26 protein-coding genes and 2 pseudogenes are annotated in these 24,003 nt (G+C 66.0%); 16 read left to right on the top strand and 12 right to left on the bottom strand.

Annotated elements, in window-relative coordinates; genetic code table 11:
• The first annotated feature begins 66 nt into the window (after window positions 1-66).
• Window positions 67-678 (top strand): mycofactocin system transcriptional regulator, encoded by a 612-nt coding sequence (gene mftR / locus GNX96_RS25885; RefSeq protein WP_279581500.1) that lies wholly within the window; start codon window positions 67-69, stop codon window positions 676-678.
• On the opposite strand, the gene GNX96_RS25880 is transcribed toward mftR, so the two are convergent.
• The 4 genes from GNX96_RS25880 to GNX96_RS25865 are packed head-to-tail and all read right to left on the bottom strand — an operon-like array spanning window position 665 to window position 3,059.
• Window positions 665-1,249: a hypothetical protein gene (locus GNX96_RS25880; RefSeq protein ID WP_163570086.1), complete on the bottom strand. Its 585-nt coding sequence runs from the start codon at window positions 1,247-1,249 to the stop codon at window positions 665-667. The two genes, mftR and GNX96_RS25880, sit on opposite strands and share 14 nt — an antisense overlap.
• A 17-nt stretch (window positions 1,250-1,266) precedes the next feature.
• A complete protein-coding gene (locus GNX96_RS25875) occupies window positions 1,267-1,797 on the bottom strand; it encodes a hypothetical protein (protein ID WP_163570085.1) in 531 nt (176 codons plus the stop codon).
• A gap of 39 nt (window positions 1,798-1,836) precedes the next feature.
• Window positions 1,837-2,313 (bottom strand): MFS transporter, encoded by a 477-nt coding sequence (locus GNX96_RS25870; protein ID WP_279581499.1) that lies wholly within the window; start codon window positions 2,311-2,313, stop codon window positions 1,837-1,839.
• Window positions 2,307-3,059, bottom strand: a complete 753-nt coding sequence (locus GNX96_RS25865) for an MFS transporter (protein ID WP_163570083.1) — start codon at window positions 3,057-3,059, stop codon at window positions 2,307-2,309. Before GNX96_RS25865 ends, GNX96_RS25870 begins: the two co-directional genes overlap by 7 nt.
• A gap of 392 nt (window positions 3,060-3,451) precedes the next feature.
• On the opposite strand from GNX96_RS25865, the gene GNX96_RS25860 reads away from it, so the two are divergent.
• Window positions 3,452-4,120: an ArsR/SmtB family transcription factor gene (locus GNX96_RS25860; RefSeq protein WP_279581498.1), complete on the top strand. Its 669-nt coding sequence runs from the start codon at window positions 3,452-3,454 to the stop codon at window positions 4,118-4,120.
• Here GNX96_RS25860 and GNX96_RS25855 read toward each other — a convergent pair.
• Window positions 4,066-5,011, bottom strand: a pseudogene (locus GNX96_RS25855) (oxygenase MpaB family protein). The gene GNX96_RS25860 and the pseudogene GNX96_RS25855 overlap by 55 nt on opposite strands.
• Window positions 5,012-5,094: 83 nt before the next feature.
• On the opposite strand from GNX96_RS25855, the gene GNX96_RS55230 reads away from it, so the two are divergent.
• The 6 genes from GNX96_RS55230 to GNX96_RS25830 all read left to right on the top strand — a co-directional run bounded on the left by GNX96_RS55230 (window position 5,095) and on the right by GNX96_RS25830 (window position 12,375).
• Window positions 5,095-5,379 (top strand): TetR/AcrR family transcriptional regulator, encoded by a 285-nt coding sequence (locus tag GNX96_RS55230; RefSeq protein ID WP_279581497.1) that lies wholly within the window; start codon window positions 5,095-5,097, stop codon window positions 5,377-5,379.
• Window positions 5,380-5,973: 594 nt separating this feature from the next.
• A complete protein-coding gene (locus GNX96_RS64845) occupies window positions 5,974-6,348 on the top strand; it encodes a peptidase inhibitor family I36 protein (RefSeq protein ID WP_390624155.1) in 375 nt (124 codons plus the stop codon).
• Between the two features lie 300 nt (window positions 6,349-6,648).
• Window positions 6,649-7,347 (top strand): hypothetical protein, encoded by a 699-nt coding sequence (locus tag GNX96_RS55220; protein WP_279581495.1) that lies wholly within the window; start codon window positions 6,649-6,651, stop codon window positions 7,345-7,347.
• A gap of 239 nt (window positions 7,348-7,586) precedes the next feature.
• On the top strand, window positions 7,587-10,370 hold the full coding sequence (locus GNX96_RS25840) for a DEAD/DEAH box helicase (protein WP_279581494.1): 2,784 nt from the start codon (window positions 7,587-7,589) through the stop codon (window positions 10,368-10,370).
• A gap of 63 nt (window positions 10,371-10,433) precedes the next feature.
• Window positions 10,434-10,835 carry a hypothetical protein gene (locus GNX96_RS25835; RefSeq protein WP_163570081.1) on the top strand — a complete coding sequence of 134 codons (402 nt, stop codon included), beginning with the start codon at window positions 10,434-10,436 and terminating at the stop codon, window positions 10,833-10,835.
• A 1-nt stretch (window position 10,836) separates the two neighbouring features.
• On the top strand, window positions 10,837-12,375 hold the full coding sequence (locus GNX96_RS25830) for a tetratricopeptide repeat protein (protein ID WP_163570080.1): 1,539 nt from the start codon (window positions 10,837-10,839) through the stop codon (window positions 12,373-12,375).
• 468 nt (window positions 12,376-12,843) lie between these two features.
• Here the strand turns inward: GNX96_RS25830 and GNX96_RS55215 are convergent, their stop codons facing one another.
• From GNX96_RS55215 to GNX96_RS55205, 4 genes are all read right to left on the bottom strand, one after another.
• Window positions 12,844-13,263: a hypothetical protein gene (locus GNX96_RS55215; protein WP_279581493.1), complete on the bottom strand. Its 420-nt coding sequence runs from the start codon at window positions 13,261-13,263 to the stop codon at window positions 12,844-12,846.
• Window positions 13,264-13,416: 153 nt separating this feature from the next.
• Complete coding sequence (locus GNX96_RS55210) at window positions 13,417-14,178, bottom strand: HD domain-containing protein (RefSeq protein WP_279581492.1); 762 nt, start codon at window positions 14,176-14,178, stop codon at window positions 13,417-13,419.
• A gap of 177 nt (window positions 14,179-14,355) precedes the next feature.
• A complete protein-coding gene (locus GNX96_RS25820; RefSeq protein ID WP_163570079.1) occupies window positions 14,356-15,357 on the bottom strand; it encodes an ArsR/SmtB family transcription factor in 1,002 nt (333 codons plus the stop codon).
• Window positions 15,358-15,592: 235 nt separating this feature from the next.
• Window positions 15,593-15,772 (bottom strand): hypothetical protein, encoded by a 180-nt coding sequence (locus tag GNX96_RS55205; RefSeq protein WP_279581491.1) that lies wholly within the window; start codon window positions 15,770-15,772, stop codon window positions 15,593-15,595.
• Window positions 15,773-15,810: 38 nt separating this feature from the next.
• Here GNX96_RS55205 and GNX96_RS55200 point away from each other — a divergent pair, with 38 nt between their 5' ends.
• Window positions 15,811-16,488 carry a hypothetical protein gene (locus tag GNX96_RS55200; protein ID WP_279581490.1) on the top strand — a complete coding sequence of 226 codons (678 nt, stop codon included), beginning with the start codon at window positions 15,811-15,813 and terminating at the stop codon, window positions 16,486-16,488.
• A gap of 176 nt (window positions 16,489-16,664) precedes the next feature.
• A complete protein-coding gene (locus tag GNX96_RS25810; protein WP_163570078.1) occupies window positions 16,665-17,213 on the top strand; it encodes a dihydrofolate reductase family protein in 549 nt (182 codons plus the stop codon).
• 130 nt (window positions 17,214-17,343) lie between these two features.
• On the opposite strand, the gene GNX96_RS25805 is transcribed toward GNX96_RS25810, so the two are convergent.
• Entirely contained in the window at window positions 17,344-17,961 is a 618-nt protein-coding gene (locus GNX96_RS25805; RefSeq protein WP_163570077.1) for a TetR/AcrR family transcriptional regulator, read from the bottom strand.
• Window positions 17,962-18,026: 65 nt separating this feature from the next.
• Here GNX96_RS25805 and GNX96_RS25800 point away from each other — a divergent pair, with 65 nt between their 5' ends.
• Both GNX96_RS25800 and GNX96_RS25795 read left to right on the top strand, forming a co-directional pair.
• Entirely contained in the window at window positions 18,027-18,413 is a 387-nt protein-coding gene (locus tag GNX96_RS25800) for a hypothetical protein (RefSeq protein WP_163570076.1), read from the top strand.
• 396 nt (window positions 18,414-18,809) lie between these two features.
• Entirely contained in the window at window positions 18,810-20,135 is a 1,326-nt protein-coding gene (locus tag GNX96_RS25795; protein WP_163570075.1) for a GH36-type glycosyl hydrolase domain-containing protein, read from the top strand.
• A gap of 88 nt (window positions 20,136-20,223) precedes the next feature.
• On the opposite strand, the gene GNX96_RS55195 is transcribed toward GNX96_RS25795, so the two are convergent.
• Window positions 20,224-20,352 (bottom strand): hypothetical protein, encoded by a 129-nt coding sequence (locus tag GNX96_RS55195; protein WP_279581489.1) that lies wholly within the window; start codon window positions 20,350-20,352, stop codon window positions 20,224-20,226.
• Here GNX96_RS55195 and GNX96_RS64840 point away from each other — a divergent pair.
• The 4 genes and pseudogenes from GNX96_RS64840 to GNX96_RS25780 all read left to right on the top strand — a co-directional run.
• A pseudogene (locus GNX96_RS64840) lies at window positions 20,308-20,448 on the top strand (hypothetical protein); the annotation flags it as partial. The gene GNX96_RS55195 and the pseudogene GNX96_RS64840 sit on opposite strands and share 45 nt — an antisense overlap.
• A 3-nt stretch (window positions 20,449-20,451) precedes the next feature.
• Complete coding sequence (locus GNX96_RS25790; RefSeq protein WP_163570074.1) at window positions 20,452-21,510, top strand: AfsR/SARP family transcriptional regulator; 1,059 nt, start codon at window positions 20,452-20,454, stop codon at window positions 21,508-21,510.
• On the top strand, window positions 21,485-21,817 hold the full coding sequence (locus tag GNX96_RS25785) for a hypothetical protein (protein ID WP_163570073.1): 333 nt from the start codon (window positions 21,485-21,487) through the stop codon (window positions 21,815-21,817). The genes GNX96_RS25790 and GNX96_RS25785 overlap by 26 nt, the downstream gene beginning before the upstream one ends.
• A complete protein-coding gene (locus GNX96_RS25780) occupies window positions 21,724-22,989 on the top strand; it encodes a tetratricopeptide repeat protein (RefSeq protein WP_279581488.1) in 1,266 nt (421 codons plus the stop codon). Before GNX96_RS25785 ends, GNX96_RS25780 begins: the two co-directional genes overlap by 94 nt.
• On the opposite strand, the gene GNX96_RS25775 is transcribed toward GNX96_RS25780, so the two are convergent.
• On the bottom strand, window positions 22,984-23,814 hold the full coding sequence (locus GNX96_RS25775) for a hypothetical protein (RefSeq protein WP_163570071.1): 831 nt from the start codon (window positions 23,812-23,814) through the stop codon (window positions 22,984-22,986). The genes GNX96_RS25780 and GNX96_RS25775 overlap by 6 nt on opposite strands.
• Between the last annotated feature and the right edge of the window lie 189 nt (window positions 23,815-24,003).

Raw genomic sequence — 24,003 nt, 5'->3', positions numbered from 1 at the left:
TTTCGGCACGCTGTGTCGAATAGCGAAATGTTAATGTCACCAAGTGACGAAAACAAGGGGGCACGGGTGACCGCCGAGGCCCCGAGTCCACGCCGTGGCCGGCCGCCGGGCACGACCGCGCGCGCACTGGAGCTCATCGCGCTCCAGCTGTTCACCGAACAGGGCTTCGACGAGACCACCATCGAACAGATCGGGACCGCCGCCGGCGTCAGCCGCCGCACGTTTTTCCGTTACTACGACTCGAAAGCGGCCGTCCTCTGGGACGACTTCGAGGGCGAGGTGGAGCGCCTGCGAGCGGCGTTCGCGCGAGTGCCGTACGACGTGCCGCTGATGGACGCCATCCGCGAGGTTGTGGTGGGCGTCAACCGCTACCGCGCCGAGGACGTACCTGAGCTGCGTACTCGGATGCGGCTCATCAGTTCAGTGCCGGCGTTGCAGGCCAGCGCCGCGCCGCACTACGACCGCTGGGAGCGCGCCGTCGGCGACTTCGCGGCCGCCCGACTGGCTCAACCAGCGGACTCGCTCTACCCACTGACGATCAGCCGTACCACGTTGGCGGCCTGCCGCGCCGCTTTCGACCACTGGCTGGCACGCGGCGACGAGGACCTGACCAGCTACCTCGATCTCGCCTTGCGGGCCCTCATCACCGGGTTCTCCGACATGCTCACGACTGGCTGACGCCGCGGACCAGGACCAGTCGGTCGATGACCGGTTCGACCACCAGCTCGGCGGCGACCTGCTCGCTGACGCTGGTGTTCCGGTTCCGTGCGTCGAACTGGGCGGCCAGCGCCGTGGCCCGGTTCTCCAGCACCACGCGCAGTTCAGCGGCGGTGAGTACGGCTTCGGACCGGTCGCCGTAAGCCGGCCTGGTGATTTTCAGCTCCCGCTGGCCGATTGTCTGCATTCTGCGCAGCAGCAGCGCCGCGTCAACGGAGAACCACATTTCGCCGGCTGGACTGTCAGGCTCGTCGAGACAGCGAAGGTGCCGGTTCAGGATTTCCAGGCCGCGGGCCTCATTTCCGGTACGCGCACAGAACTCCAGATAGTTGGCAATCGACCAGCAGACGCCAGGCTCGTTGCGGTGCTTTCGGTAACCATGAACGAAAGCGTGCCGAGCTTCTTCGAGTCTTCCCTGTCGCACCAATGGCAACATGATCGCGGAGCGAATCCCCTGCGGCTGGTTGATGCATTTCCGCCCGCGGGCCAACGCCTCGTTCGCGAGCTCGATGGCGGTATTATCGCGATCCATCCAGAGATGGTGATGGATCATTGCGGCGGTTTCGCAGATTTCGCAGTCGCTGGTACGATCCCGCGCGGAGCGAGAAGCCATTGCTGGAAGGCCCGCTCGGCGCCTGCACGGTCACCGAGATGCCGGAAAAACCTGCGCTGCTCCGAATAGACCGCTTTGAGGCTGCGGCCAGCATTGCGATAGCGCCGCTCCATGTCCGCGAGCGCCCGCTCGGTCTGTTCGAGGCTGATGCTGGGATAGTTGGGCATCGCGCCGATAATCCACTTGAACCGCCAGAGCAGCGTTTGCAGGTCCACGTCGGTGAAGCGCACCTCGGCGCGATCGTACGCGGCAAGGCACCATGCGAAGGACTCGAACCCCTTTCCCTGCTCGCCACCGAAATTGGCGGAGTCAATCATCGCCACTCGTATGTCGAACACCAGCCGGTCGTCGCCAGTCGCCTCGGCGTGGCCGAGAATCTCCTCGACCAGCGACGTACGTGCGGTGCTATAAGGCAGTTGGTACGCTTGGCCGAGTTGCCAGCGCAGCTCCTGTTCGTTGCTTGCCACCGGCGAACGGTAGCCGACGCAGCGCCCTGCGGTCCTTCCCTAACAGGCGGCCCTCCGGGCATCCTGCCGGTCCGCGCAAGGAATGTTTCGGCTTGAAGGCCGGTGAAAGGCAGGAGCGACCCGGAAGGCGGTCACGCAACATCCCAAGGCCACGACCACGCACCCGATGGACAACGCGGCCGGCCCAGCCGTCACATAGACCGCCGGCCCCACCGCGCCGGCGATCACTTTCGCGACCGCCTGGCTCCATCCGTACAACGCCTGATAGCGGCCATGCGCACCCGTCGGCGCCAGGTTGGCGACCAGCCCGGCCGCGACCCCGCCGGCGCCGACCTCGCCGACCGTCCACACCACTGCGGCCAACGCGAATTCCGTTGTGGTGTGAGCAAAACCAACCAGCCCCATCCCTGTTCCGACAAACAGCCACGAGACGCCGAGGACCCGCAGCGGCGCGAACCGGGCCAGCAGGCGACTGGCGAACGGTTGCAGGCAGACAATGCCCACCCCGTTTACCACCACATCGGGCCGAAGCTGCTAGGCGGCAGCCCAGCGCCGGTGATCGCCAGCGGTAGACCGAAAAATACCTGCGAATAGACGACGAAATACCCGCAAGTGAGAATCACCAGCCAGCGCAACCGAAAGTCCGCGAACGCGGTCCGGTAGCCAACCAGCGGTCGCCCGCCAGCCGGCCGCCGGTCGACGGTGGCCGGGATGCCGAGCGCGATGATTCCGGCGAACAATAGGCAGGTGAACGCGTCGGTGGCGAACAACAACCAGAATCCGTGCGCAGCCAACAAGCCGGCCGACACCCCAGCTACCGGATAGCCGAGGTTGATCGCCCAGAAAATCAGCCCGTACGCGTACGAACGGCGCCGGAGCGGGACCACCTCGGCGACCAGCGCGGCTGCCGCCGGCCGATAGAGGTCGCCCACGAATCCCAAGGCGGCCGCGGAAATCGCCAGCAACGGCAGGTTCTGAGCGGCACCGAGGGCGCCCATGCAGCCGGCGGTGGCCACCATGCCGGCGATCAGCGTGAGCCGATGGCCGAACCGGTCCGCCAGAAATCCGCCGACCGGCTGGCTCAGCAGTCCACCGACGCCCAACGCGGTGGTGACAACCCCGATCCCAGCCACGGTCAGGCCGCGAGAAGTCAGGTAGAAAACCAGAAAAGTGGCGACCATGCTGCCGATCCGGTTCACCAGCTGACCGGCGAACACTATCCAGAAGACCCGAGGCAGCCGGTCGGCGGTGTCTGTTTTCACGATAGTCACTTTCGCGGAGCTCTCCGCGATGGCCTACGCTCTTAGTTATAGCTAAGAACCGGGGTGATTTGTGGCACTCGAGCTGGCCTTCACGACCGAGGACCTCGCCCGTACGAGACTGGCCTTCTCGGCGCTGGGCGAGGCCGTGATGAGCATCCGGGTCATCAAAAACCCGTCGTACCACGCACCCCACCTGCCATGGGTTCGGCAGGTCCAGCCGCGATTTCGGCAGTCAGCGTCCACTCTCGCACTGCTGTTCCGAACTGATCAACGCGCCGATCCGGATCCCGGATTTCCTCACGCCGCCACCGGACGGCCCGGCCACCGACCTGGAAGCGGACCTACGTCGGCTTCGTACGGTCAAGCCCGATCAGGTCCGCCACGATCTCGAAGTGTTCCAGATCCGGCGGACCCGGCGCGTGCAGGACCTTTACGCGGACCCAAAAGACGGGCTGGCACGGCTCGCCGACTCGATCCGGGATTACTGGGAATGGGCTCTCGCGCCGCACTGGCCGCGGATCAAACGACTTCTCGACGGCGATGTCTTCTATCGGGCCCGTCAGATGGCCGCCGGCGGCGCGCGGCTGCTCTTCCGCGATTTACACCCGCAGGTGGCCTGGCGATCCGACGCGATTGTTTTCACCCATCACCCCGAGCACAGGCCCAAGTTCCGCAGTGCGCGCGGCGAAGGACTTTTGTTGACACCATCGGCTTTCGTGTGGCCGCGTATCTCCACCATCACCAGGCCGCCGTGGCAGCCAAGTCTGCTCTATCCGGCCCGCGGCGTCGCCGCCCTCTGGGAAAGCGGCACCGGCGGGACGCCAACGGCCCTCGCCGGCGTGGTCGGCCGGACGAAGGCACTTTTGCTGGTCCAGCTGCAAACCCCGGCGACCACCACCGATCTGGCCGCCCGCACCGGCCTCACCACCGGCGGGATTTCGCAGCATCTGACGGCATTACGCAACGCCCGCCTGGTCACCGCCAACCGCGACCGGAACCATGTCCTTTACGTACGAACGATGCTGGCCGACTCGTTGGTCGAGGGAGCTGTCTCCCGGTAAATCTCGCGAGCCTGCGCCGGCGTGACAGTTTCCGGCCGCAGCGGCACCGCCCGCCGATGGTGCTGGCGAAGAATCCGGCCGGTTTCCGGGAGCGTGTCACTGATAATCCGCAAGGCCCCACGCGGCGAGTTCGACGCTCGTACGGCAGCACGAACGGCCGGTCCATAAGCCTTTCCGATCGCGGCAGGCTGTTCGAAAAACCGCCCAACTTTCCCATCCAGGCCGGCAAAGTCGCGATCGTGGCCGGTGCCATCAGCCGACTCAACGCCCAGAACCGGGCGTTGCCACCGCGTCGAGGCGTACGCAGGAGATAGTGCATGCCTTGATGAGCGCGCTCGGACGTACACAGATGTGGCCGTACGGCAGCGAAATAGTCACGCACCTCGGCGCGTGAGCTGGGCACGTCCGCGGGTTTGCAGGTCTGCAACCCAGCGGCGATCACCGACTCCGCCCAGTATTGCTTTTCCTCCGCGGCAGACAGCGGTCCTGGACCGTACATCTCGTAGCATTTGAGCACCGAATGCCAGCCAGTGACGTGAATCCACAGCTGGGACGAGGGATTGTTGGCGCTGTAACGCTTTCCGCTGATCGGCTCGATGCCGGTCGCCGCCGCGTGCACCCGCATGAGATGGTCCGACGCGGCGATCGCGGTACGCCCGTCGGCGACCGCCACGGTCAGAAAGTATGCGAGCGTACGATCCAACCGCCCGCGCGGATCGGTGTAGATGCCGCGCATGTGTCGGCGACCGCGGCGGCCAGGTCCGGGTCGAAGTGCTCCAGCACGACCGAGCGCTGGAAGCCGATCAGCGCGGTCGGGCCCGTCCACACCTTCCAGGTCGGCGAGCCGGGGCCGAAGAACCCGTAGTCCTGCGAGGTGGCGAGATCGGCCATGGCGGACCCTCCGGAATCAGAATTGCTACCCACGCGTAGTAATATCCTACGCTAGAGTAGCTTTGTCCAGACCGGAGGTGCGAGTGGCCGCCACAGCCAGCCGGCGTACGTACGCGCCGCGTGCGCCCGTCGAGGAACGTCGCAAGCAATTGCTCGACGCTGCCCTGAAACTCGTGGTGTCCGAAGGCCACACGGCCGCCACCATGGAGGCCGTCGCTCGGCAGGCCGGCGTCTCCAAGCCGGTCATCTACGGGGTGTACGCCAACCGCGCGGACCTGCTCGACGCCCTCCTGCGTCGCGAGCAGAGCAGAGGAGGGGCTGCGACAGGTGGCCGCGGTGGTGCCCGACCGCCTCGACCCGGCCGGTGACCTCGGCGCCCAGCTGGCGCGGATCGTCGACGACCTTCTCCGGGCCGTGCGAGCGGCCCCGGAGCGCTGGCACTGCATCGTGATGCCGATGCCCGACATGCCCGCCCAGTTCCACGCCGCCCGCCGCGAATACGCCCGCACCCTGGTCCTGCACCGCACCGAGGAAATGGCCGGCGAGTTTCTGCGCGCGCCGGCGCCTCTCGCCCGATCTCAGCCCGGACCTCGTCGCACACGCCGTGATCGCCCTGTTCGAAATGGCCGCGAGGCTGGTCCTCACCGCTCCGGAGAAATACTCACCCGAGCGGATCACCGCCACCGTACGAGCCGCCCTCAACCACTAATCGCCACCGCAAAGACCAATTCGGCTGAGACCGAAAACTCTTCTTTGCCGCCGCGGGTTGGGCCAGCATGTAGGCGGAGCGAGGAAACCACAAACAGGAAAGGACGAGGGAGTCTCAGACCTGGATCAGGGAAGTTTCCCTTGCGTATCCGGGCGTCGCACATGCCTGTTCGACACGAACCTGCGAGGTGAGCATGACCAGAGGGAAGAGACCATAGGTCGTTTCGTTGTTGGCGGCCCTGTTCGCGATCATCATGTTTGTCGGCATCAGCGTCACATCCAGCGCGACTGCCGCATCCACCCATTCAGGAACCGTCGCCCTACGCGCCTCATCGACACACCCGGCAGGGCCTGCAGCTTTGCCATCCTGCCCATCCGGAGATGTCTGTATCTGGTCCAGCACGCATTTCACCGGCACTAGATACAATCCCGTCGGCGGGCCGTGTGGCACCACCATCAATCCCCCTTCCAGTAACTTCGGCTCGTTCATCAACAACCAGACGGGCAACGCGCCAACCACCTTCTATAATTCCAGCAATCAGATCCTGCTTGAGACGCAGGGCTATTCTGCCGTAGATGACGTGGGCGTCGCGATCCGTGGACACGTCGCCCATTGGAAAGTCTGCTAAATCATCGAAACCGGCCGGCTGGGGTGCGATGCAGACCGTCGCGCCCCAGCCGAACTTGTCCCTGGATTCACTGGAAGCCCGGGGGGTGATTCAGTTCGCCGTGCCCGCCAAACAGTTCGCGGCCGGGCTTCAATGGAGCACCATGCTCTCCAGCTGCACAACGGGAGGCAAAGGCGATGTCCTCAAGTTGGTCAAGCCCGTACTTCCACTAAGCGGCCGAAAAAAGTCCGGCATCAGCTGGATATATCCCCAGGAGCAAACACGTATCCTGGAATGGGTCATCGAGCGTTTGGCCCTCTCGTGGACGTCAAGCCGCTGGAATCCACCCTCGCCGACGCCGGTCGGCACTATTTCGCGTACGGCAAGAGCTTCCGCGCCATCAGCCTCCAAAGGAGGAGTTTGGCCAACTGGCTTACCTCTGAGCGATCAACGTCCTACGATGTGTGTTCATCGGGAGTGGACGGGGGTCATGTGGTGCGAGACCGTGCGCAATCGGCGCAGGTGGTGCAGTTCTGGCGAGCGATCGAGATGTTCAGCCCGCCAGGTGTGCCCAAATGCACGCCCGCCGGCCCGTCAGCGGACGCGAAGGAACTGATTCTGGATGTTCCGCAGGACGGGCTGGCGCCATGGCAGCCAGCACATCCGATCACCAGCAGGCCGCCGAGCGACGGAATGACCTGGCAGTTCACCGTGTACGGCGGGTTGTACGAGGTGTCCTCGGCGCGCACCGAGCTGGTCAAGGCATTCGGCGAAGACGCCGCCTCCGATGAAGCCCCCAGAGACGGCCGTACGGCGATGTTCGCGTTCACCTTGGACGCCCACGGATCTTTGGTCCGGGACAGCGCCACCCTGTCCGCGTGCGCGTGGGCGGTCCACCGATTGCGGGCCGTCGGACCACACAATCCACGCTGGTTGGACGGTTTTTTTGACGGGGAAGAGCGCGATTTTGTCGAAGGATTGAACCGTCTCGCACCCACCGAAATTTCCGACGGCAACTGACGGCACGGTGAATACGGTGCTGGCGACCGCAGGAAAAGCAGTCGCCCAGCATGCGAAAGGCGCGGCGATGGATGCGATCGCCGAGGGCGCCAAGGCTACCGGCGCGGTGGTAGCGGCTTCGGTCGGCGTGGGAGTGAGCACGGTCGCCGGGCCGGTGGTCGGTGGGATTGCCGGTGTGGTGGCTGGGAAGTTCGCTGAGAGTTTGCTGACGCCTGGCAAGCGGGACAAGCCCGACCAAGATGCCTCCGAGGGACAGCCATCCGGTAGTGCCGCCGGAGCGCCGAAACCCCCCCAGGCTGGCGCTCACCATCAAAGATCTGCACAGATTCACCCAGGAACTGGCCTCCGGACTCGGACTGCGGGATTTCCTGCTGGCCAGCCGAATCAGAGTACGATGCGTCCAGGTTCCGGTGCGAGACAGCGACACCGCCGGCGAGCAGAACTTCATGAACAGCCACATCGCGAACGATCTGGCCCAGGTCGAAAAAGCCGTGCGTGCGGGGGACATCGGGAAAGGGTTGGCCACCTATCTTTCCGATGAGTCAAGCCAGAACCGGGTGGACGTACGCGCCGACCGCGAGGCCGTCGTGTCGGAAGTCCAGCCGAACCTGATCCCCGGCGGCCGATGGCCTGCCGCGACGACCAAGCCCTTGGCGATGAGCCAACAGTTCGCGACGAACCGGATCCTGCGTGAGCTGCTGGACGGTGCGGGGATTTTCGCGATCAACGGTCCGCCTGGTACGGGCAAGACCACGATGTTGCGAGATGTGCTGGCCGCCGTCGTGGTCGAGCGCGCGACAAAACTAGCCGCCTTGGCCCGGCCATCGGATGGGTTCACCGGTGTGATGGCCGAACTTCCAGGGTTCTACCGGAGCGGGCCGGCCAAAGTACGCGGCATCCGACCCGACCTGACTGGGTTCGAGATCGTGGTCGCCACCGCGGGCAACGATGCCGCGAAGAATGTGACAGCCGAGATCCCGGGATCGGCGCGGTGGAGGGCGCCGAAAGCGCGCGCGCTCGCCGCCGACTATTTTACGGATCTGGCGAGCCAGGTCCTGGACCGCGATGCCTGGGGGCTGGCCGCGGTGCCGCTGGGCAATATGGGAAACCGCCACACCTTCGCCGACAAGTGGTGGTGGGGCAAGAAAAAGAAGCTGCCGGGCCAACCTCCCGCCGCGAGCCCGGCCACGATCGGGATGCTGGAAATGCTCCAGGGGATCCGTAAGAATCCTCCCGGCATCCAAGAATGGGCCACCGCGGTCGGCGAATTCCAGGCCGCGACCACCACAGTGCGCGAGCTGGCCGCCGCTCGCCAGGAAGTCGCCGACCAGATCGCACGGCTCCCCTGGTACGAAAGGGGAATCCGGGAGACTGAGGACCGGATCAGGCAGCGAGAGGTGGCCTGCTCTCGTCACGAGGAAGACCTTCGGCGGGCCGAGGCGACACGAGAGGGTGCCCAGCGGGCATTTGACGACGTGGACCGGGAATACCAGGACTGGCCGAATCACCGACCCGGCTTCTGGGTGTCGCTGTCGACCTGGTTCCGGGCCGGCCGAGACTGGTCCAGGCGGCACGCGGAGCTCGCCCACCTGCGCGAAAAGGCCAGGAAAGAACTCGACGAAAAGACCGCCGAAAGAGGCTCGCACAGGTCGATCCTGTCCCAAGTTAAGCAGGAGCTGGCGGCCGAAAGAGAAAAACTTGGCGCCGCAAGACGGCGACTGTCCGACGCGTACGACAGGATCTCGGACGCACACCGGCAGTGGCCCCAAAGTGTGCCGCACGGCAACGGTGTGGCCGACGACGAGAAGTTCCAGCTGTGCGCGCCATGGGCAGACGAAGAATTCACCGCCGCGCGAAGCCAGCTGTTCCTGGCCGCACTGCGATTGCACAAGGCGTTCCTCTTCCAGACCGAAAGACAGGCCCGCGATAATCTCGCCGCGATCGTCTCGGTGATCCAGGGCAAAATCCGCCTGCCAGCACCGGCACTGCTGGCAGCTTGGCAGACGCTCTTCATGGTCGTACCGATGATCTCGACGACCTTCGCGTCTTTGCCGCGCCTGTTCGCTGATTTGGGCAGTGAATCGTTCGGATGGCTCTTCATCGACGAAGCAGGGCAGGCCACCGCCCAACAAGCGGTCGGCGGCCTCTGGCGCTGTCGCCGGGCGGTCATCGTCGGCGACCCCCAACAACTCGAACCCATCGTCACGCTCCCCCGACCGGCTCAGGACGCTCTGCGTGACTATTACGGCGTGCACGAGCACTGGACTCCCGAGACCGCGTCCGTGCAACGAACCGCGGACCGGCATGCCCGCCACGGCACCGCCTTGCCTGAACCAGGCGGCGGCGACCCGATCTGGGTCGGATCGCCGCTGCGAGTGCACCGCCGCTGCGACCGCCCGATGTTCGATATCTCCAACACCATCGCGTACGGCGGCGACCTGATGGTGTATGGCACGAAAATCCAGGGTCATTTCCCTGGCGAGAATTGCTGGTTCGACGTTTCCGGACCAGCGGAAGGAAACTGGGTGCCAGCCGAAGGTGAGGCGCTCGCCTCGCTGCTGGCCGAGCTGCGCCGGGACGGCGTCAAGCCGGACCGCATCCGGGTCATCAGCCCGTTCCGCGATGCCGTACGCGGCAGCAAAGAGGTGGTTTCTCGCATCCTGGGCAGCGAATTCGCGTACCAGAACGTCGGCACCATCCACACCGTGCAAGGACAGGAGGCGGCGGTAGTGATCATGGTGCTGGGGAGTGCGCCGGGAAACCAAGGAGCTCGCCAGTGGGCTTCGGAGAAGCCAAATCTGCTCAATGTCGCGGTGTCCCGCGCGAAGCGCCGCTTTTATGTCATTGGCGATCGAGAGAACTGGAAGGATCTCCGCTTTTTTTCGACGTACTGGCAGCGACACTGCCCGCCCGGCGCCTGTGAGGGGCGGCCGGCGGGACATCTAACCTCGACGTTTTCGGGCAGCGTTGTCCCACTGGCTTGGCTGCGAATCCCAGGATTCGTGCCCCTTGGTGCAGGGTAATTGTTGCTGACCTGGTCAGGTAGCTAACCTTTCGGTCTGTTGCCGAGAGCGGGTTTTGGAGCCATGACCAACGAACAGCAGGAACTGCGGGACACGCTCGTCCAGGCCGAGCGGATGCCGTACGGCCGGGCGCGGTCCGCTCTGGTCGAGCAGACGCTGACGCGGGCCGAGGCACTCAGCGACCCGCGGCTGATTTTCGACGTACGCACCGAGCTGGTGGAGTGCTTCACGATGGGTGCGGAACAGGCCAAGGCGTTCCCGGTTTTCGCCGCCTGCCTCGCAGATTATGACGCCGGGCGGATCTCCTTCAGCGAGCGGGACGCGAAGACCCTTCGTTGGCAACACCAATGGGTGGTCTCGGCGATGCCGAAGTTTCCCAGTATCAGCCGCGAACAAATGGTCACCGCGCTGGCCGACCTTGAGCACCGCTTCCGGATCGCCGGGCAGAGCCTGCGCCGTCCATAACATGGCCAGCTGGGTTTACCGCAATCTCGGTGAGCGGGACGCGGCCGAGGAGGCGTTCGAGCGCTGGATGACCACTGAGCGCGACCGCAACAGCCCCAACCCGGCCTCCGACGCGTCGGACCAGGCGAGCCATCACCTGTGGATGGGTCGCTTCGAGGAAGCTCTCGAAGCCGCCGCGCCGGTGATGGACGGCCGGCTGACCGCGGAAAAGCATCCGCAGGAAACGTTGGCCGCCATGCTGCCGGCATTCCTTGAAACCGGTCGGTGGGATGGCGCTCGCGAAGCCCATTTGCGCGCTTACCGGCTGCACCGCGGGGACCTGCACTCCGGCCCGTACATCGCCGAACACCTCAGGTTCTGTGCCCTGACCGGGAATGAGACGCGCGGCCTGGAGATTCTGCAGCGGCATCAACACTGGTACGACGAACCGACCGATCCGTTGACCGAGCTCCGGCTCGCGACCAAGTCGGTTCTTTTACTACAAAGGCTGGCGAACTTAGGAATCACCGTGCACCAACGTTCGTTCGGTTCGCGTCCGAGCGGTCCAGTGCTTGTCGAAGAGCTGAGAGACCAACTGGAGCAGCGGGCCCGGTTGTTGGCCGCACAGTTCGATGCCCGCAGCGCAAACCAGTACCACAGCGAGCAGCTGGAAACGACGATATCCGCGCAGCCGTACGTCCAGAAACTGCATTTGTCATCTGTCGACCGCTTTGCCGCCACCAAAACCAACCAGCCTGAGTTCCCCACGGCAGCCAGCGTCGAGATCGAGACGGCAGCGGCGCAGGCCGCCGACCTGCGCTGGGATAAGCTGCGCGCGGCTGACCACCTGGACGCGCCTGCGACGTTGGAAATCGCGCTCACCGCCGTCCAGCATTGGCAACGCACCAAAGACCGGGCCGGCCGTGCCGTCGCCGAGTTGCGCCTCGGCGAGACCTACCACCATCAGGGAAACTGGCTCGACGCCGCTGAGGCGCTTGAAATGGCCCGCTACGACTTCGAAAAGGTCGAACAGCTGGACACTCCGGACGTACGCCAGACGTACGAACTCCTGGCCGAATGCCAGGCAGAACTCGGCGAACACGTGGACGCGGCCCGGACACTGGAAAGCATGGCCGACTCAATGCGCACCGAGGGCCGGCCGGCCGCGGTCGCACCCTGGCTGGACAAGGCCGGGCGCGCACTGAGAAAAGGCCACGAACCCGCTGACGCGGCAACGAAATTCGCCGAGGCGGCGGAGCTTTACGAAGCGAGTGGTTCTTCCGTCGACGCCATCGGGTCGTTGCGAAGTCAGGTCGACGCGCTCGCCGAAGCGAACCACTTCCTGGAATCCTATGAGGTAGCGGTCGAGTCCGAGCGACGAGCGGCGGCGCTGCCCACCGGATCCAAGCGCGCGTGGCTGGTCGCGTCAACCACGTTCGACATCGGCTACGCCCTCTGGCAGCTTGATCTCAACGCGGAGTCCATTGTGATCTTCGACCAGGCCCGCGACTGTACGAAGAAGGAGGCTGGCCGGCCAGTGCCGGGTGGCCGGCACGGATGACCGCTGAGGTCTATCTGGAGCTGGGCAAACTCGGCAAGGCCAAGCGAGCGGCCGCCGTCGCGCTGGGGCCTTCTGGCCGAGGGCGGCGGCGGCCGAGGCAAGAAGGACGCTCAGGTCATCAAAACGCGGAGACTTCTCGAAACAATCAAACAAGCCAAACAAGACCGCGCCGCCGCCGAAGACTCTGCCTAGCGTCCGCTTCGGACGTACGACTCGGATTGGAAAGCAGTGCGAAGCCAGCTTTTCGGTACTTGGACATTCCTGCGGGGAGCAGTCAGCGATCACAAGACAAAAGTGTCGGTCCAGAGTCGGCCGGACCGACCGGACAACACTTCGATCATGGCCCGCGCCTGACTGTCCGTCTGGGACGCGACGAAGTCGATAATCGCCCTGCCGCGAGCGAGTCGAAGGATATCGGTGCCACCCAGCCATTCGGGGTCGATGCGGGCATACTCCCCATGGGCGATCTCAATGAGGTCGTGCAGCCGCCGCGGCAGCCGAGCGCTTTCGTGCGCGCGCGTCGTCCAGCCATTCGGCCAGTGCCTCCACCAAAGTGGTCACCGACTGGGCCTGGCCGCGCTGGTGAAGGGCCAGATCGGGGCGCTCCAAGACAAACCGCTGGTGCAGGAATTTGAGCACCTGCACTTCGTGCCACTGCGCCGCCTCCAACGACACATGCGCCGCTCGTACCGGCGGTTCGGCCAGTACGCGAACGCCGTCGACCAGTCTTTCCGTCCATTTTCCAGAAAACTCCGCGACCGCGCGCTCGGCCGCGATGGAACCGTCGAAAGGCGTGGAAAGCAGGCCGTCACCCAATTCCCGACTGACCCGCTGGACGGCGGCGGCGAAAGCATCGTCGTCATAGATCCAACTGTCGCGGCCGCGCATCCGTCGGCGGCGCGTTTCCAGGCCATGACCCGGTTGCCGGCCCAGGGCCGGATCGGCCAGCTGGCCAGTACGACCGACTGGCCCAGCCAGCCTTCCAATTCGGCCGCGACCGCGGTGTGGGCGAGCACGCCGACCCGATGGAAATCCTCAATGTCATGAATGGCGTACGCGATGTCGTCGGCAGTGTCCATCACGGCCGCCTCGACAGTTTGCTGCCAAGGCGCGACAAGACCTTCGTACGGAGCTCGACAATCGACGACTTCGTCGAGTTCGTTCAGATAGGCCGAAAACTTGAGCGACCCGCCGTCCGGGTCGTCCGCTGACGGCGCCGCGCCGCGCGCGCGGGACAGGCATCGCGGACGGATGGGGCCGCGGAAAAGCGCGCCGCGCCCACGGATATTTCAACACCGCTGCCCGTACGGCCGCGGTCAGGTCCATACCAACGCCGGAACGCGCCCGTACGTCCGTGGTGGTGATAATCCGGAACGACTGCGCGTTGCCTTCGAAACCGTCCGGCAGTCCCAGCCGCTGCCGGGCCAGCCGGTCCAGCACCTGCTCCCCCAAATGCCCGAACGGCGGGTGCCCGAGGTCGTGCGCGAGCGCGGCGGCCTCGACCACCGTCGGGTCGCACCCACCCAACCGGGCCACTACGCCTTCAGCGTCCACATCGGACACTCGCTCGGCCAACCGGACGGCGACCTGCGCGACTTTCAGACTGTGCGTCAACCGGTTGTGCAGCAACAACCCCGATCCGGTCGGGCTGACCACCTGGGTGACGCCGGCCAACCGGGCAAAAAACGGCGACTCGACCACCCGGTCCCGGTCAGCTCGGTACGGGTCGCTGGCCGCCCACGAGGAACCGGCGCCGCCACCGTGCTCGTGGCTGCGCCGTACCCGCGGATCGTCAGGCTTCATTGCGCCAGCGTATTGCGCTAGTACTACAGGGCTACTCAAGCGGCGATAGCCGAGCCCAAGCGCCGCCTGACGGCACGGCGAAACCGCCCACGTGGCGCTGCCACGCAGGGCGGCCCCGCCGCACCACCAGACGGCACTTGGATCTCGACTCTCATCCCCATGAGTAGCCCTGCAGTACTAGCCGACCTCAGTGCCGGTCAGAAGGCGTTCGCCCAGGTCAGTACGGGTATAGCGGACCGCGCGCCCGTCCCGGTGGGAGGTGAGCAGGCCAGCGGCTTGCAGTGCCTTGAGGTGCACGTTCAAGGTCGGGGCGCTGAGGCTGAACTGGGCGGCCAGCTGAGTGGTCGTCATCGGCAGGTCAAGCTGGGCGAGCAGGACCGCGCGGGTCCGGCCGATCACGCCCGCGAGCGGTGAGCCGCGCCGGGCGCGGGGCGTTTCCCAGAGCCGGCCGAGGCCCCGCGGCGAGTAGCTCAGCGCGGGCTGCGGGTCGGCCGTACGCACGATCGCGTCTGGCCACGCGAACGCGCACGGTATCAGCAACAGGCCACGTTGTCGCAGGTCAGCGTGCCCGTCGTAGTACTTCACCACACGCAGGGTGTCGCCGTGGATGCTGATCAGGGGGTGCAGCGTGTCGAGCATCTGGTGCACACCACCGATGGCCAACTGGTCGAGCCGGTAGATGAGGTCCGCTTCCAGCAACGCCCTTACGCGTGGCCAGTACGGGGCCAGCGCCACCGTCCAGTAGCGGCGCAGTTCGGCGACAATCCGTACCAAACCGGCCGCCGGATCGGCGACCAGTTCCTGGAGCAACTCCACGCGGGCCGCCCGACCAGGCCCTTCCTGCGCGACGCGGTGCTGGGCGAGGTGCGCCAACTCGGTCGCGACGAGTTCCGGGTCGGTGGCCGCGATCAACGCCAGCCCGGCCTCGAAACTGGGGGCCCGACGCGGCGGCAGCGGTTGCAGGAAGTCGGGCAGGTAGCCGCGTGGGCGCACGATCGCGGTCAGCAGCCGCAAGTCGAGCTGGCCGACGGCCGGTCGTACGGTCCGTAGCCACCATCCGTGGACACCCAGGTTCGCACCTACGGACAGCGTGCGCAGGCTGGTGACCGCCTCCCAGGTCGGCGACAGCGCGAACCGGACCCGACCGAGGTCCTCGACGCCGAGATGCAGGGAGATCACGGCCTTGAGATTAGGCGAGGATCTAATCGTGGTGGCGCAGATCGGCGCAGTTCAGACTCGTCGCCATGACATCTGCGGCGACTCTCAGCGAGGCGTACCAGCGACTGCATCGGTGGGGGCCGGAGTTCGGCGGCGACGAACGCGGCGACCACGGCCTGACGAACCACGCGCCGATGGCGCTGGAGGTCATCTGCCGGCGCGGGCTCCAGGTCAACGTCGATCGCTGGGTTGATCGTTACGTACGGCGCCTTATGGACCTTCCGACGGCTCGTACGCCGATCACCTCCTGGTCCAGTGCCCTCGGGACCGGCCGGTCCCGGCTCGGCGACTGGACCACGTATTTCACCGGTGAGCTCGCCGAGCGGCCCTGGCGGGACGTGCTGGCGACCTGGTGGCCGCGGCTGCTGCCCGGCATCGTCGCCGGCTCCAGCCACGGCGTGATCCGGGTCGGGCATGCCGTCCGTACGTACGCTGCTGGCCGGCGAGCAGACCGAGCCGGCCATCGCCGAACTCGGCCACGGCCTCGCGTTTTGGGCCGCGAGGTTCCAGCCGCTGCCCAGCGGCGGCGAGCCGGCCGGCCAGTTGTCGGCGGCGGCAACCTTCCTCGCGGTGCCGCGGCTCGCGGACCAGAGCGGATTCGTCGCGTACCGGCTGGGCCGTCTCGCCCAGCTGCCCAGCTGGCCGCAAACGCTGCGCGGCCTGTGCCCGCCGGCCACTCCCGCCGACGTACCAGCCGGCCTTGCCGACCTCGTGGACGTAGCTACCGTCCGTTACCAACTGCATGGCGCCGCGAGCCCGGTGCTGCTCGTCCACACCGCGACCGCGCCCAACGCCGTACGCCATACCCTGCCGGCGCTGCCGGAATCACTCTGGCCGCAGAGCTTCACCGCGGCATGGACGGCCGCCGCTGCCATCACCGCCTGTTACGCCCCGCTCGACGCGATCGATCCCGTACGGGACAAGCTGACCGGGCCCGACCCGATCGGCGACGCCCTCGCGACGGCCGCCCGACACGGCGACGAGCACGTCCTGAAGTTCACCGACACCGCAGTCGAGGTCTATCAGCGCACTGGCGACCCGGCTGCTCTCACCGCGGCACAGCACGCCGCCCACCTGATCGACCCGACCTAGTGTCCTGCGCCCGAAGTTCATTACTTTCTCCGGCGCCCAGACGGCGTCTGAGAGCACCGGAGAATCGCCCACATACGCACCAGTATGAGGGCGATCCTCCGGCGCACTCAGGCCACCGTCTGGATCACCGAATAAAGCAACGAACTTCGAACGCAGGACACTAGGAAGGCTTCACCATGCGCAAAGTAACCGCGGGACTGTTCAGCTCGATCGACGGCGTGGTCCAGGCTCCCAACGAGTGGCAGTTCAGCTTCGACGAGGAGATGGGCGTGGCGTTGAACGCCTTGCTCGCCGAGCAGGACGCCGTCCTGCTCGGCCGGGTGACCTTCACCGAATGGGCCGGCTACTACTGGCCGACCTCGACCGACGAACCCTTCGCCAGCTGGATCAACAGCACCCAGAAGTATGTTGCCTCCAGCACCCTCGACTCGGTCGACCAGTGGTCGAAGAGCACCCTGATCGAGGGCTCGGTCACGGACTTCGTCGCCGAGCTGCGAGCGCAGGACGGCGGCACGATCGGCACCGCCGGCAGCCCGACGCTCGTACGATCACTGATCGCCGCTGACCTGATCGACGAGCTCACCCTGATGATCAGCCCGGTGGTGGCCGGCGGCGGCCGACAGCGCCTCTTCGCCGACGATTCCGCGCTGACCAAGTTCAGCTTGGCCAAGGCTCAGCCCACCAGCAGCGGCGTCATCATCGCCACGTACCGCCCGACCAAATAGCGAAAATCCGCATCGACGCTGGGCTTGGGCGTTGAGTGCGGCACAATGTCCCGCATTCGATGTCGAGTGCGGGACATTGTGCCGCACTCGATGAGACATGGGGCTGGATTCAGCGGGGGGGTATCGGCATTCAAAGGCCGGCGGTGAGGTCTCGTTCCAGGTTTTCCGCGTAGGCGGAGGCACTTTCCACGATGTCCACCTCGTCGGGATCGAGCAGCCACTGGGTCTGCAGGCCATCCAGCGTCGCGAGGATCTCGGCCGCCTTCAGCTTGGGCACGATGTCCTTGCGGACCCGCCCGTCCTGCTGGCCCGCGATGATCATGTCCGCGACGATCGCCCGCAAGGCCCGATAGCGATCGACGAAATGCTCATGGCCGGGTGCGTTGGGTTCCAGGCTTTCGGCCACCAGGACGGTAAAGAGCTTCGCGAGCCCTGGTCTTTCCTTATTCCTCCCGGCGAAATCCGGGATGCTCGGCAGCCGCAGCTGCCCCTCCCGGCCAAGCAACTCGGTCGCGTACGCCTCGCTGTCCGCGTCCCGTTGCTCGATCACCGCCAGCAGAAGAGCCTCTTTGCTCCCGAAATGATGCAACAAGCCGGGGAGGGTGAGGCCCGCACGAATGGCCACCTCGGCTATCGCGGTGCCTCGATAACCGGTCTGACCAAACAGTTCAGTGGCCACCGCGATGATCTCCGCGCGCCGCCGCTCGGCGCGTTCGCGTCGACTGGTGGGTTGTGTCGGTTGGCTCACGATGCTAAACCTAGCACATTCACTTACCTATAAGACGGTAGGTGAACTGCCGTTGAGGAGCAGGGTTGAGCGCGTTCGGTGAGTGGACCACGATCAATGGGGTGCCGGCCTTCCAGTACACCGCCGACCCCGCCGCGGCGGCCTGGGACCCGACGTTGGACCCGCCCACTCACCGGCGCTGGATCCAGGTCGGCAACCGCCGGATCACCCTGGTAGCGGACAATTTCGGCCGCAGCGGGCTGTGGGATGAGCACACCGGGCTGGACTGGCTCACCGAGCCGTTCCCAGCCGGCACCGGAGTCAGCCGACTCGCAGATGTCCTGAACACCGACGAGAATGTCACACCGAGGTGTTCTTCGGCCCGACGTTTTCTCGGGTACGAGCGCAAACCTCGGCGGCTACCCTCGAGCGGACCGTGCTGTGCCCCGAAGGTGAGCAACCGTGGGTGCTGATCAGGGTCGAGGTCACCAACCGCACGAACGCGACCCAGCGGTGGACTCTGCGCGAGGAATGGGACGTACGACAGCATCGCGTGGACCTGGAATTCGGGGCGCGTGCCAAACGGGGTGACTTTGCCGGCGCTGTGGTCACTCTTGCTGCTTTCGACGGTCCGCGGACCTACGGACGAGAGGGTTTGCTGGCCGTCTCGGTAGATCTTGAGCTAGCGCCAGGCGCCGCCCAGACGACGTGGTTTCGTTGCGGTCTCGACGAAACGGGCGAGGTCGATCCAGCTACCATCTATTCGTCGAGTTTCACCGCGCTTGCCCGGCGACTTCCGCGGGCCGCCGCCGCTCGGGCTTCCCAGGCAGCGCGGGAAATTCCATGGCACGCGGCACTGCTGTCCGGGGGTGTGCGCCGATGGCGTGCTCGGCGGTCACCTGCTGAACCAGGGCTCGGCGTATTCGTATCGGCATGGTTTCACCGGCGCTGCCCGCGATCCGCTCCAACACGCCTTGCCGCTGGTCTACACCGAACCCGACCTGGCGTTGTCGGTTCTGCGCAATACCTGCGCTTGGGCCAATCCAGACGGGGACGTGCCCTACGCGCTGGATGGCCACAAACAGCCTCGCCGGGAGCTTTTCCAGCCCTCCGACCAGAATTTGTGGGCGCTGTGGCTGGCCGCCGAATACGCGGCGGCGACCGGGGATCTCGCCGCTTTCGCCGAGCCGGCCCCATTCCATCCGGCGTCGAAAGCCTCGCCGGTACCGTTGGGCGAACATCTGCGCCGACAGTTTCGGTATTTCGTCGACGTGGTCGGAACCGGAGCGCACGGGCACGTACGGATCCGCAACGCCGACTGGAACGACCTGGTGCTGGACGAGGTCGGCGGCGACCGGGCGGCGATGATCGAGCGCGGCGAGTCGGTGCTGAACTCCGCGATGGCCGCGTGGGTGCTGCCCGTTTACGCCGCGCTCGCCGCGCGTCTCGGCGATGCTGAAACAGCTTCCGAAGCCCGGAAAATCGGGGAAAGACTCCGCGAGCTGGTCGCCGGAGAGTGGAATGGGCGATGGTTTCGCCGGGCGTACGGGCCGGACGCGGAACCGGTCGGTGACGACGTTCTCTGGCTGGAAGCGCAGCCCTGGGCCATTCTGAGCGGTGCCGCCGATCCTGACCAGGCGGTCGCACTGCTGGCCACCATCGACAAGCTGTGCCGGCGGAACTCGCCGCTCGGAGCGCGCCTGCAATGGCCGTCGCCGATCGGCGAGCGCGGCGGAATCTGGGCTTCCATCAACGCGACCCTGGTGTGGGCGGCGGCCACGATCGACCCCGAGCTGGGCTGGGATGAGTGGCGGCGCATGACGTTGTCCGCGCATTCCGCGGCCTATCCCGATATTTGGGAAGGGACCCTGTCCGGACCGGACGCCTACATGTCGCCGGAGTCCGGACGGCCCGGGCAGACCTGGAAACTGCCGCATCTCGGCGTCGCCATGCAGGCTTGGCCGGTCGGCAACATGCACAGCCATGCCCAACCTCTGCTGGCTTATCTGCGGCTGCTCGGAGTTCAGCCTGGCCGTGCCGGGGAGCTGCGAGTGGGCGGCGGTGGCGCTTTCCAGAGCCAGGTTCTGACCGTACGCGAGGACGGGTCCGGGCTCCTGCGCTCGTCCGGCGACGTAACAGTTCTGCCACCCAGCGGTGTCCCCATTCACGGTCGCGGCGAGATCGTGTGGCCGTAGACCATGGCGAAAGAGAGCCGAAAGAACGTTTGTCCCTTCTTTCGGTAATGGATTTCTGATGTAATCCGGACCATGACTGTTTCCGGTCTCAGAATCGAGGCGTTGGGGCCGTTAGCGCTACAGGCCGGCGGCGGGCCGCTGCTCGTACGCGCGCCCAAACAGCGGTCGGTCGCTGCTCGGCCTGCTCGCCGTCCAGCCGAACCACTCGGTCGGCCATCACGACCTCGCCGAAGCGTTGTGGGGCCCCAAACAACCGGCTGGCGCCCAGGATCTTCTCTACACATATATGCATCGGTTACGGAAAGCACTCGAATCGGTGGCTAGCAACGACTCCACTGAGCTGATCGCCTCGACGGGATCGGGATATCTGCTCCGGGCCGACGCGGCCCAACTGGATGTGCTGCGTTTCACCGAACTGGCTGATCGGGCGCTGGCCAGCGACGATCCGGCCGCTGCCGCCGATGGGTACGACCAGGCATTGGCCTGTTGGCGCGGGCCGACTCTTGGTGACCTTCCGGAGTCAGTGCGTGACCTCCCGGCGGTCAACGTGCTGGACCGGCGTCGGTTGCGGATAGCCCTCGCCCGCGCCGACCTGGCCGACGTGTTGGGCGACTATCAGCGGGTCGTGCCGATGCTGCTGGAGCTGGCCGATGCCGAACCGCTGAACGAGGGATTGGCGGCGCGACTGGTGATTTGCCTCGCCGGCTCCGGCGAAGCCACCGCGGCGCTCGCGCGGTATGCCGAGATTCGCCGCCGGTTACACGACGAACTCGGCATCGAGCCGGACGGCCAGCTGCGGGAGGCGCAGCTCAGAGTGCTGCGGCAGCGAGTCGTGCCGGGACATCTGCGCAACCAGGCCACGCCACGGCTGACGCGTTTCACGCTGCCCAGGGATGTGGAGGATTTCACTGGTCGTACGAGCGAAATCGACTCGCTCGCGGCACCTGCGACCGCGGTCTGGGCCTGGGACGGGATGGCTGGCGTCGGCAAGACAACGCTCGCCGTCCATGTCGCGCACCGGCTCGCGCCCCACTATCCAGACGCCCAACTTTTCGTCGACTTGCAGGGAAACGCTGATCCACTGTCGCCGCACGATGCTCTGCTGCGGCTGCTTTCCGGGCTGGGCATCAAAACCGGCCGGACGCCGGTGGACCTGGCTGGCTGCCTGGACCTGGACCTCTGGCGGCGCTGGTCGTCCGGGCATCGCGCGTTGGTGGTGCTGGATGATGCCAGCAGCGCCGAGCAGATCCGGCCGCTGCTGCCGGCCGGCACGGCACGGCTGCCTCGCGATAGTCACCAGCCGGGCCCGGCTGACCAGCCTGGAAGGCGCCCGGCGGCGGTGTCTGGACGTGCTGCCGCTGGACCAGGCCGATGACTTGATCACCAAAATCGTCGGCGATCAGCGGGTTGCCGGCCAGCGGGACGCGGTTGAGGAAATCGCCCGGCTCTGCGGCTATCTTCCTTTAGCCGTAAGGATTGCCGCCTCCCGACTACGCGACCGACCGGCCTGGAGTGCGGCCTATCTGGCCGAGCGGCTGCGCGACGAGAGCGGTCCGGGCTCGACGAACTGTCCGTCGGCGACCGGAGTGTGGAGGCGGCTTTCGCGCTCTCGTACGAACAACTGTCGATGGATCAGCGACGATTTTTCCGGTTGCTGGGTGTGTTTCCCGGGCTCGAAATAGACGCGTACGCGGCGGCCGCGCTCGCCGACCTGACACCGCGGACCGCCGAGGACTTGTTGGAGCGGCTGTTCGACGTACATTTGATCGAGCAACCACGGCAGGGCCGCTATCGGTTCCACGCGCTGGTACGCCGGCATGCCGTCACCACCGCGGCGGCGCAGGACCCATCCGCCGAGCGGACTGCCGCCTTGCGACGAATCGTCGACTATTACTTGCAGGCCGCAGATTTCGCGGCCACCGTTGTCGAGCCGGGCCGCCGGCAGTTCGCGCCGCTGAACAGGTCGGCGACGCTACCGGAAATGCCGGACTCCTCTGACTGGCTGGAAACTGAGCGTTCGAACCTCACCACCGCCGTGTCGGTGGCGGCCGAACGGGGCTGGCACTCGACCACCTGGCGGCTCGCGCAGTGTCTCTGGCGGCATTTCCTCACCCGCGGCCATCTGCTGGATTGGTTGGAGACTCACGAAAAGGCATTGACCAGCGCCCGGGAGATCCATGATCGAGTCGCGGAGGCCGAAACGTTGAAAAACCTCGGCGTCGCCTACCTGCGGCTCGGACGTTTCCACGACGGCGTCGAAGTGCATTACCAAGCCCTGGATCTGGACCGAAAGTCCAAGGATCTGCTGGGTGAGGCCAAAACTCACAACAAACAACTGGGCTTTGTGCTCTCCAGCGCGGGCTCGCACGCCGACGCCTTGACCCACCACCGACGGTCCGCGGATCTTTACCGTACGATCGCGGACCTGTCCGGCGAAAGCCGCGCGTTGGTGGGGTTGGGGGACGGGCATTTCTGGGCACCGGCGGGCAGCACGCGGCACTGCAGGAATTCGAGCGGGCCATCGCGCTCGCGGACCGGGCCGGCGATGCCTGGGGTGCGACACTCGGCCTGGTTGGCTGCGGCTTCGCGCTCGTCCACCTGGGACGGGTTGCCGAAGCAGAGAAACACTTCCGACAGGCCCTGGAAGTGGTGCTGGCTCGCGCCGACCGCGGTGGCGAGTCGCTCGCCCCTGGTCGGTCTCGGGCTCGTCCACCTGCGCTCCGGACGCCGCGATGAGGCACGTACGACCCTGCAGGCCGGGCTGTCCCTGGCGGACGAGACCGGCGAACTCTGGGGCGCCGAAACAGCCCGAAAAGCGATGCACGACCTGGTCTGCTACGGAATTCACCTATGACCTCAACGGGACCGCCACGCGGTGCCGGCGGAGGCTGATAATGGCGGCCGTCCAAGCGAAAATCAGGCATCCCACCGCCACGACCTCGGCCGCCGCGCCGACGAAACCAGCCGCGGTGAAGGCGGTGCCCAGTAGCGCTAGTACAGCCAACAAACCCACCATCAGCGCGTAGCCGCCGCCCGCGACGGCAACCAGGTTTCGGCGCGTACGCTCGGAAGAGGAACCAAAGGACGACACCCACGCGAGGGCTGGCAGAATTTGGACGGCGTGCATTCCCACCGCGTGTACGAGTTTGATGCTGCCGGCGGATCCCACGGTGTCCGGGTCGAGGTCGAAGGCGGAACCGCGGACGATCATCCACACTCCGGCCGCCATCGACACCAGCAGGATGCTGACGCCGATCCGGATCGCGAGGGCCATCGCGGGTGGCGCCGTGCAGGTGGCGTACGCGCGGAAAGCGAAGAATGCGATGACCACAACCGTGCAAGCGATTGTCGCTCCGGCGGCCTTGAACATATCGCTGTCCAGCGGGGTGGCGTTGTTGAAATGCGACATGACACCGCGGGCGTGTTGCAGGCTGACCCAGAACACCTCCAGCGCGCAGGTGGCCGCCAGCACGGTCAACGTGATGCGCCGAGTTCGCTGCCCCAACGCGAGAAACTGGGACACCCAGGTCAAGCCGATCACCGTGATCCCAAAGGAAATCCCGAAAGTGGTGGGTTTGCGGATCGACAGCGGACCGACAGCGGAACCGCCGACAATCAACCAGACGACACCGTGCGCGAGGCCCACACCAATCAGGAGGGCACCAACGACGTACGCCACTGCATTCCTGGCCGCGCCTGCGTCCAATACGCCTTGAGTCCGCCGACCATTGCCGGCAGTACGGGAGAAATCATCAGTCGGTCCTCCTGGTCTCGGTGATTTCCCTGAGACGGTAGGAGAAATCCGCGCCCACCGGATCGCCGACGAGGCCCTCCCCGACGCGAGCGATACCGCGATCGAAAGATCCCT

The sequence above is a fragment of the Fodinicola feengrottensis genome (genome assembly GCF_010993775.1).
GTDB lineage: Bacteria > Actinomycetota > Actinomycetes > Mycobacteriales > HKI-0501 > Fodinicola > Fodinicola feengrottensis.
The sequence above is the reverse complement of the archived record's forward strand: the minus strand, read 5'-3'. Positions and strand labels throughout refer to the sequence as shown.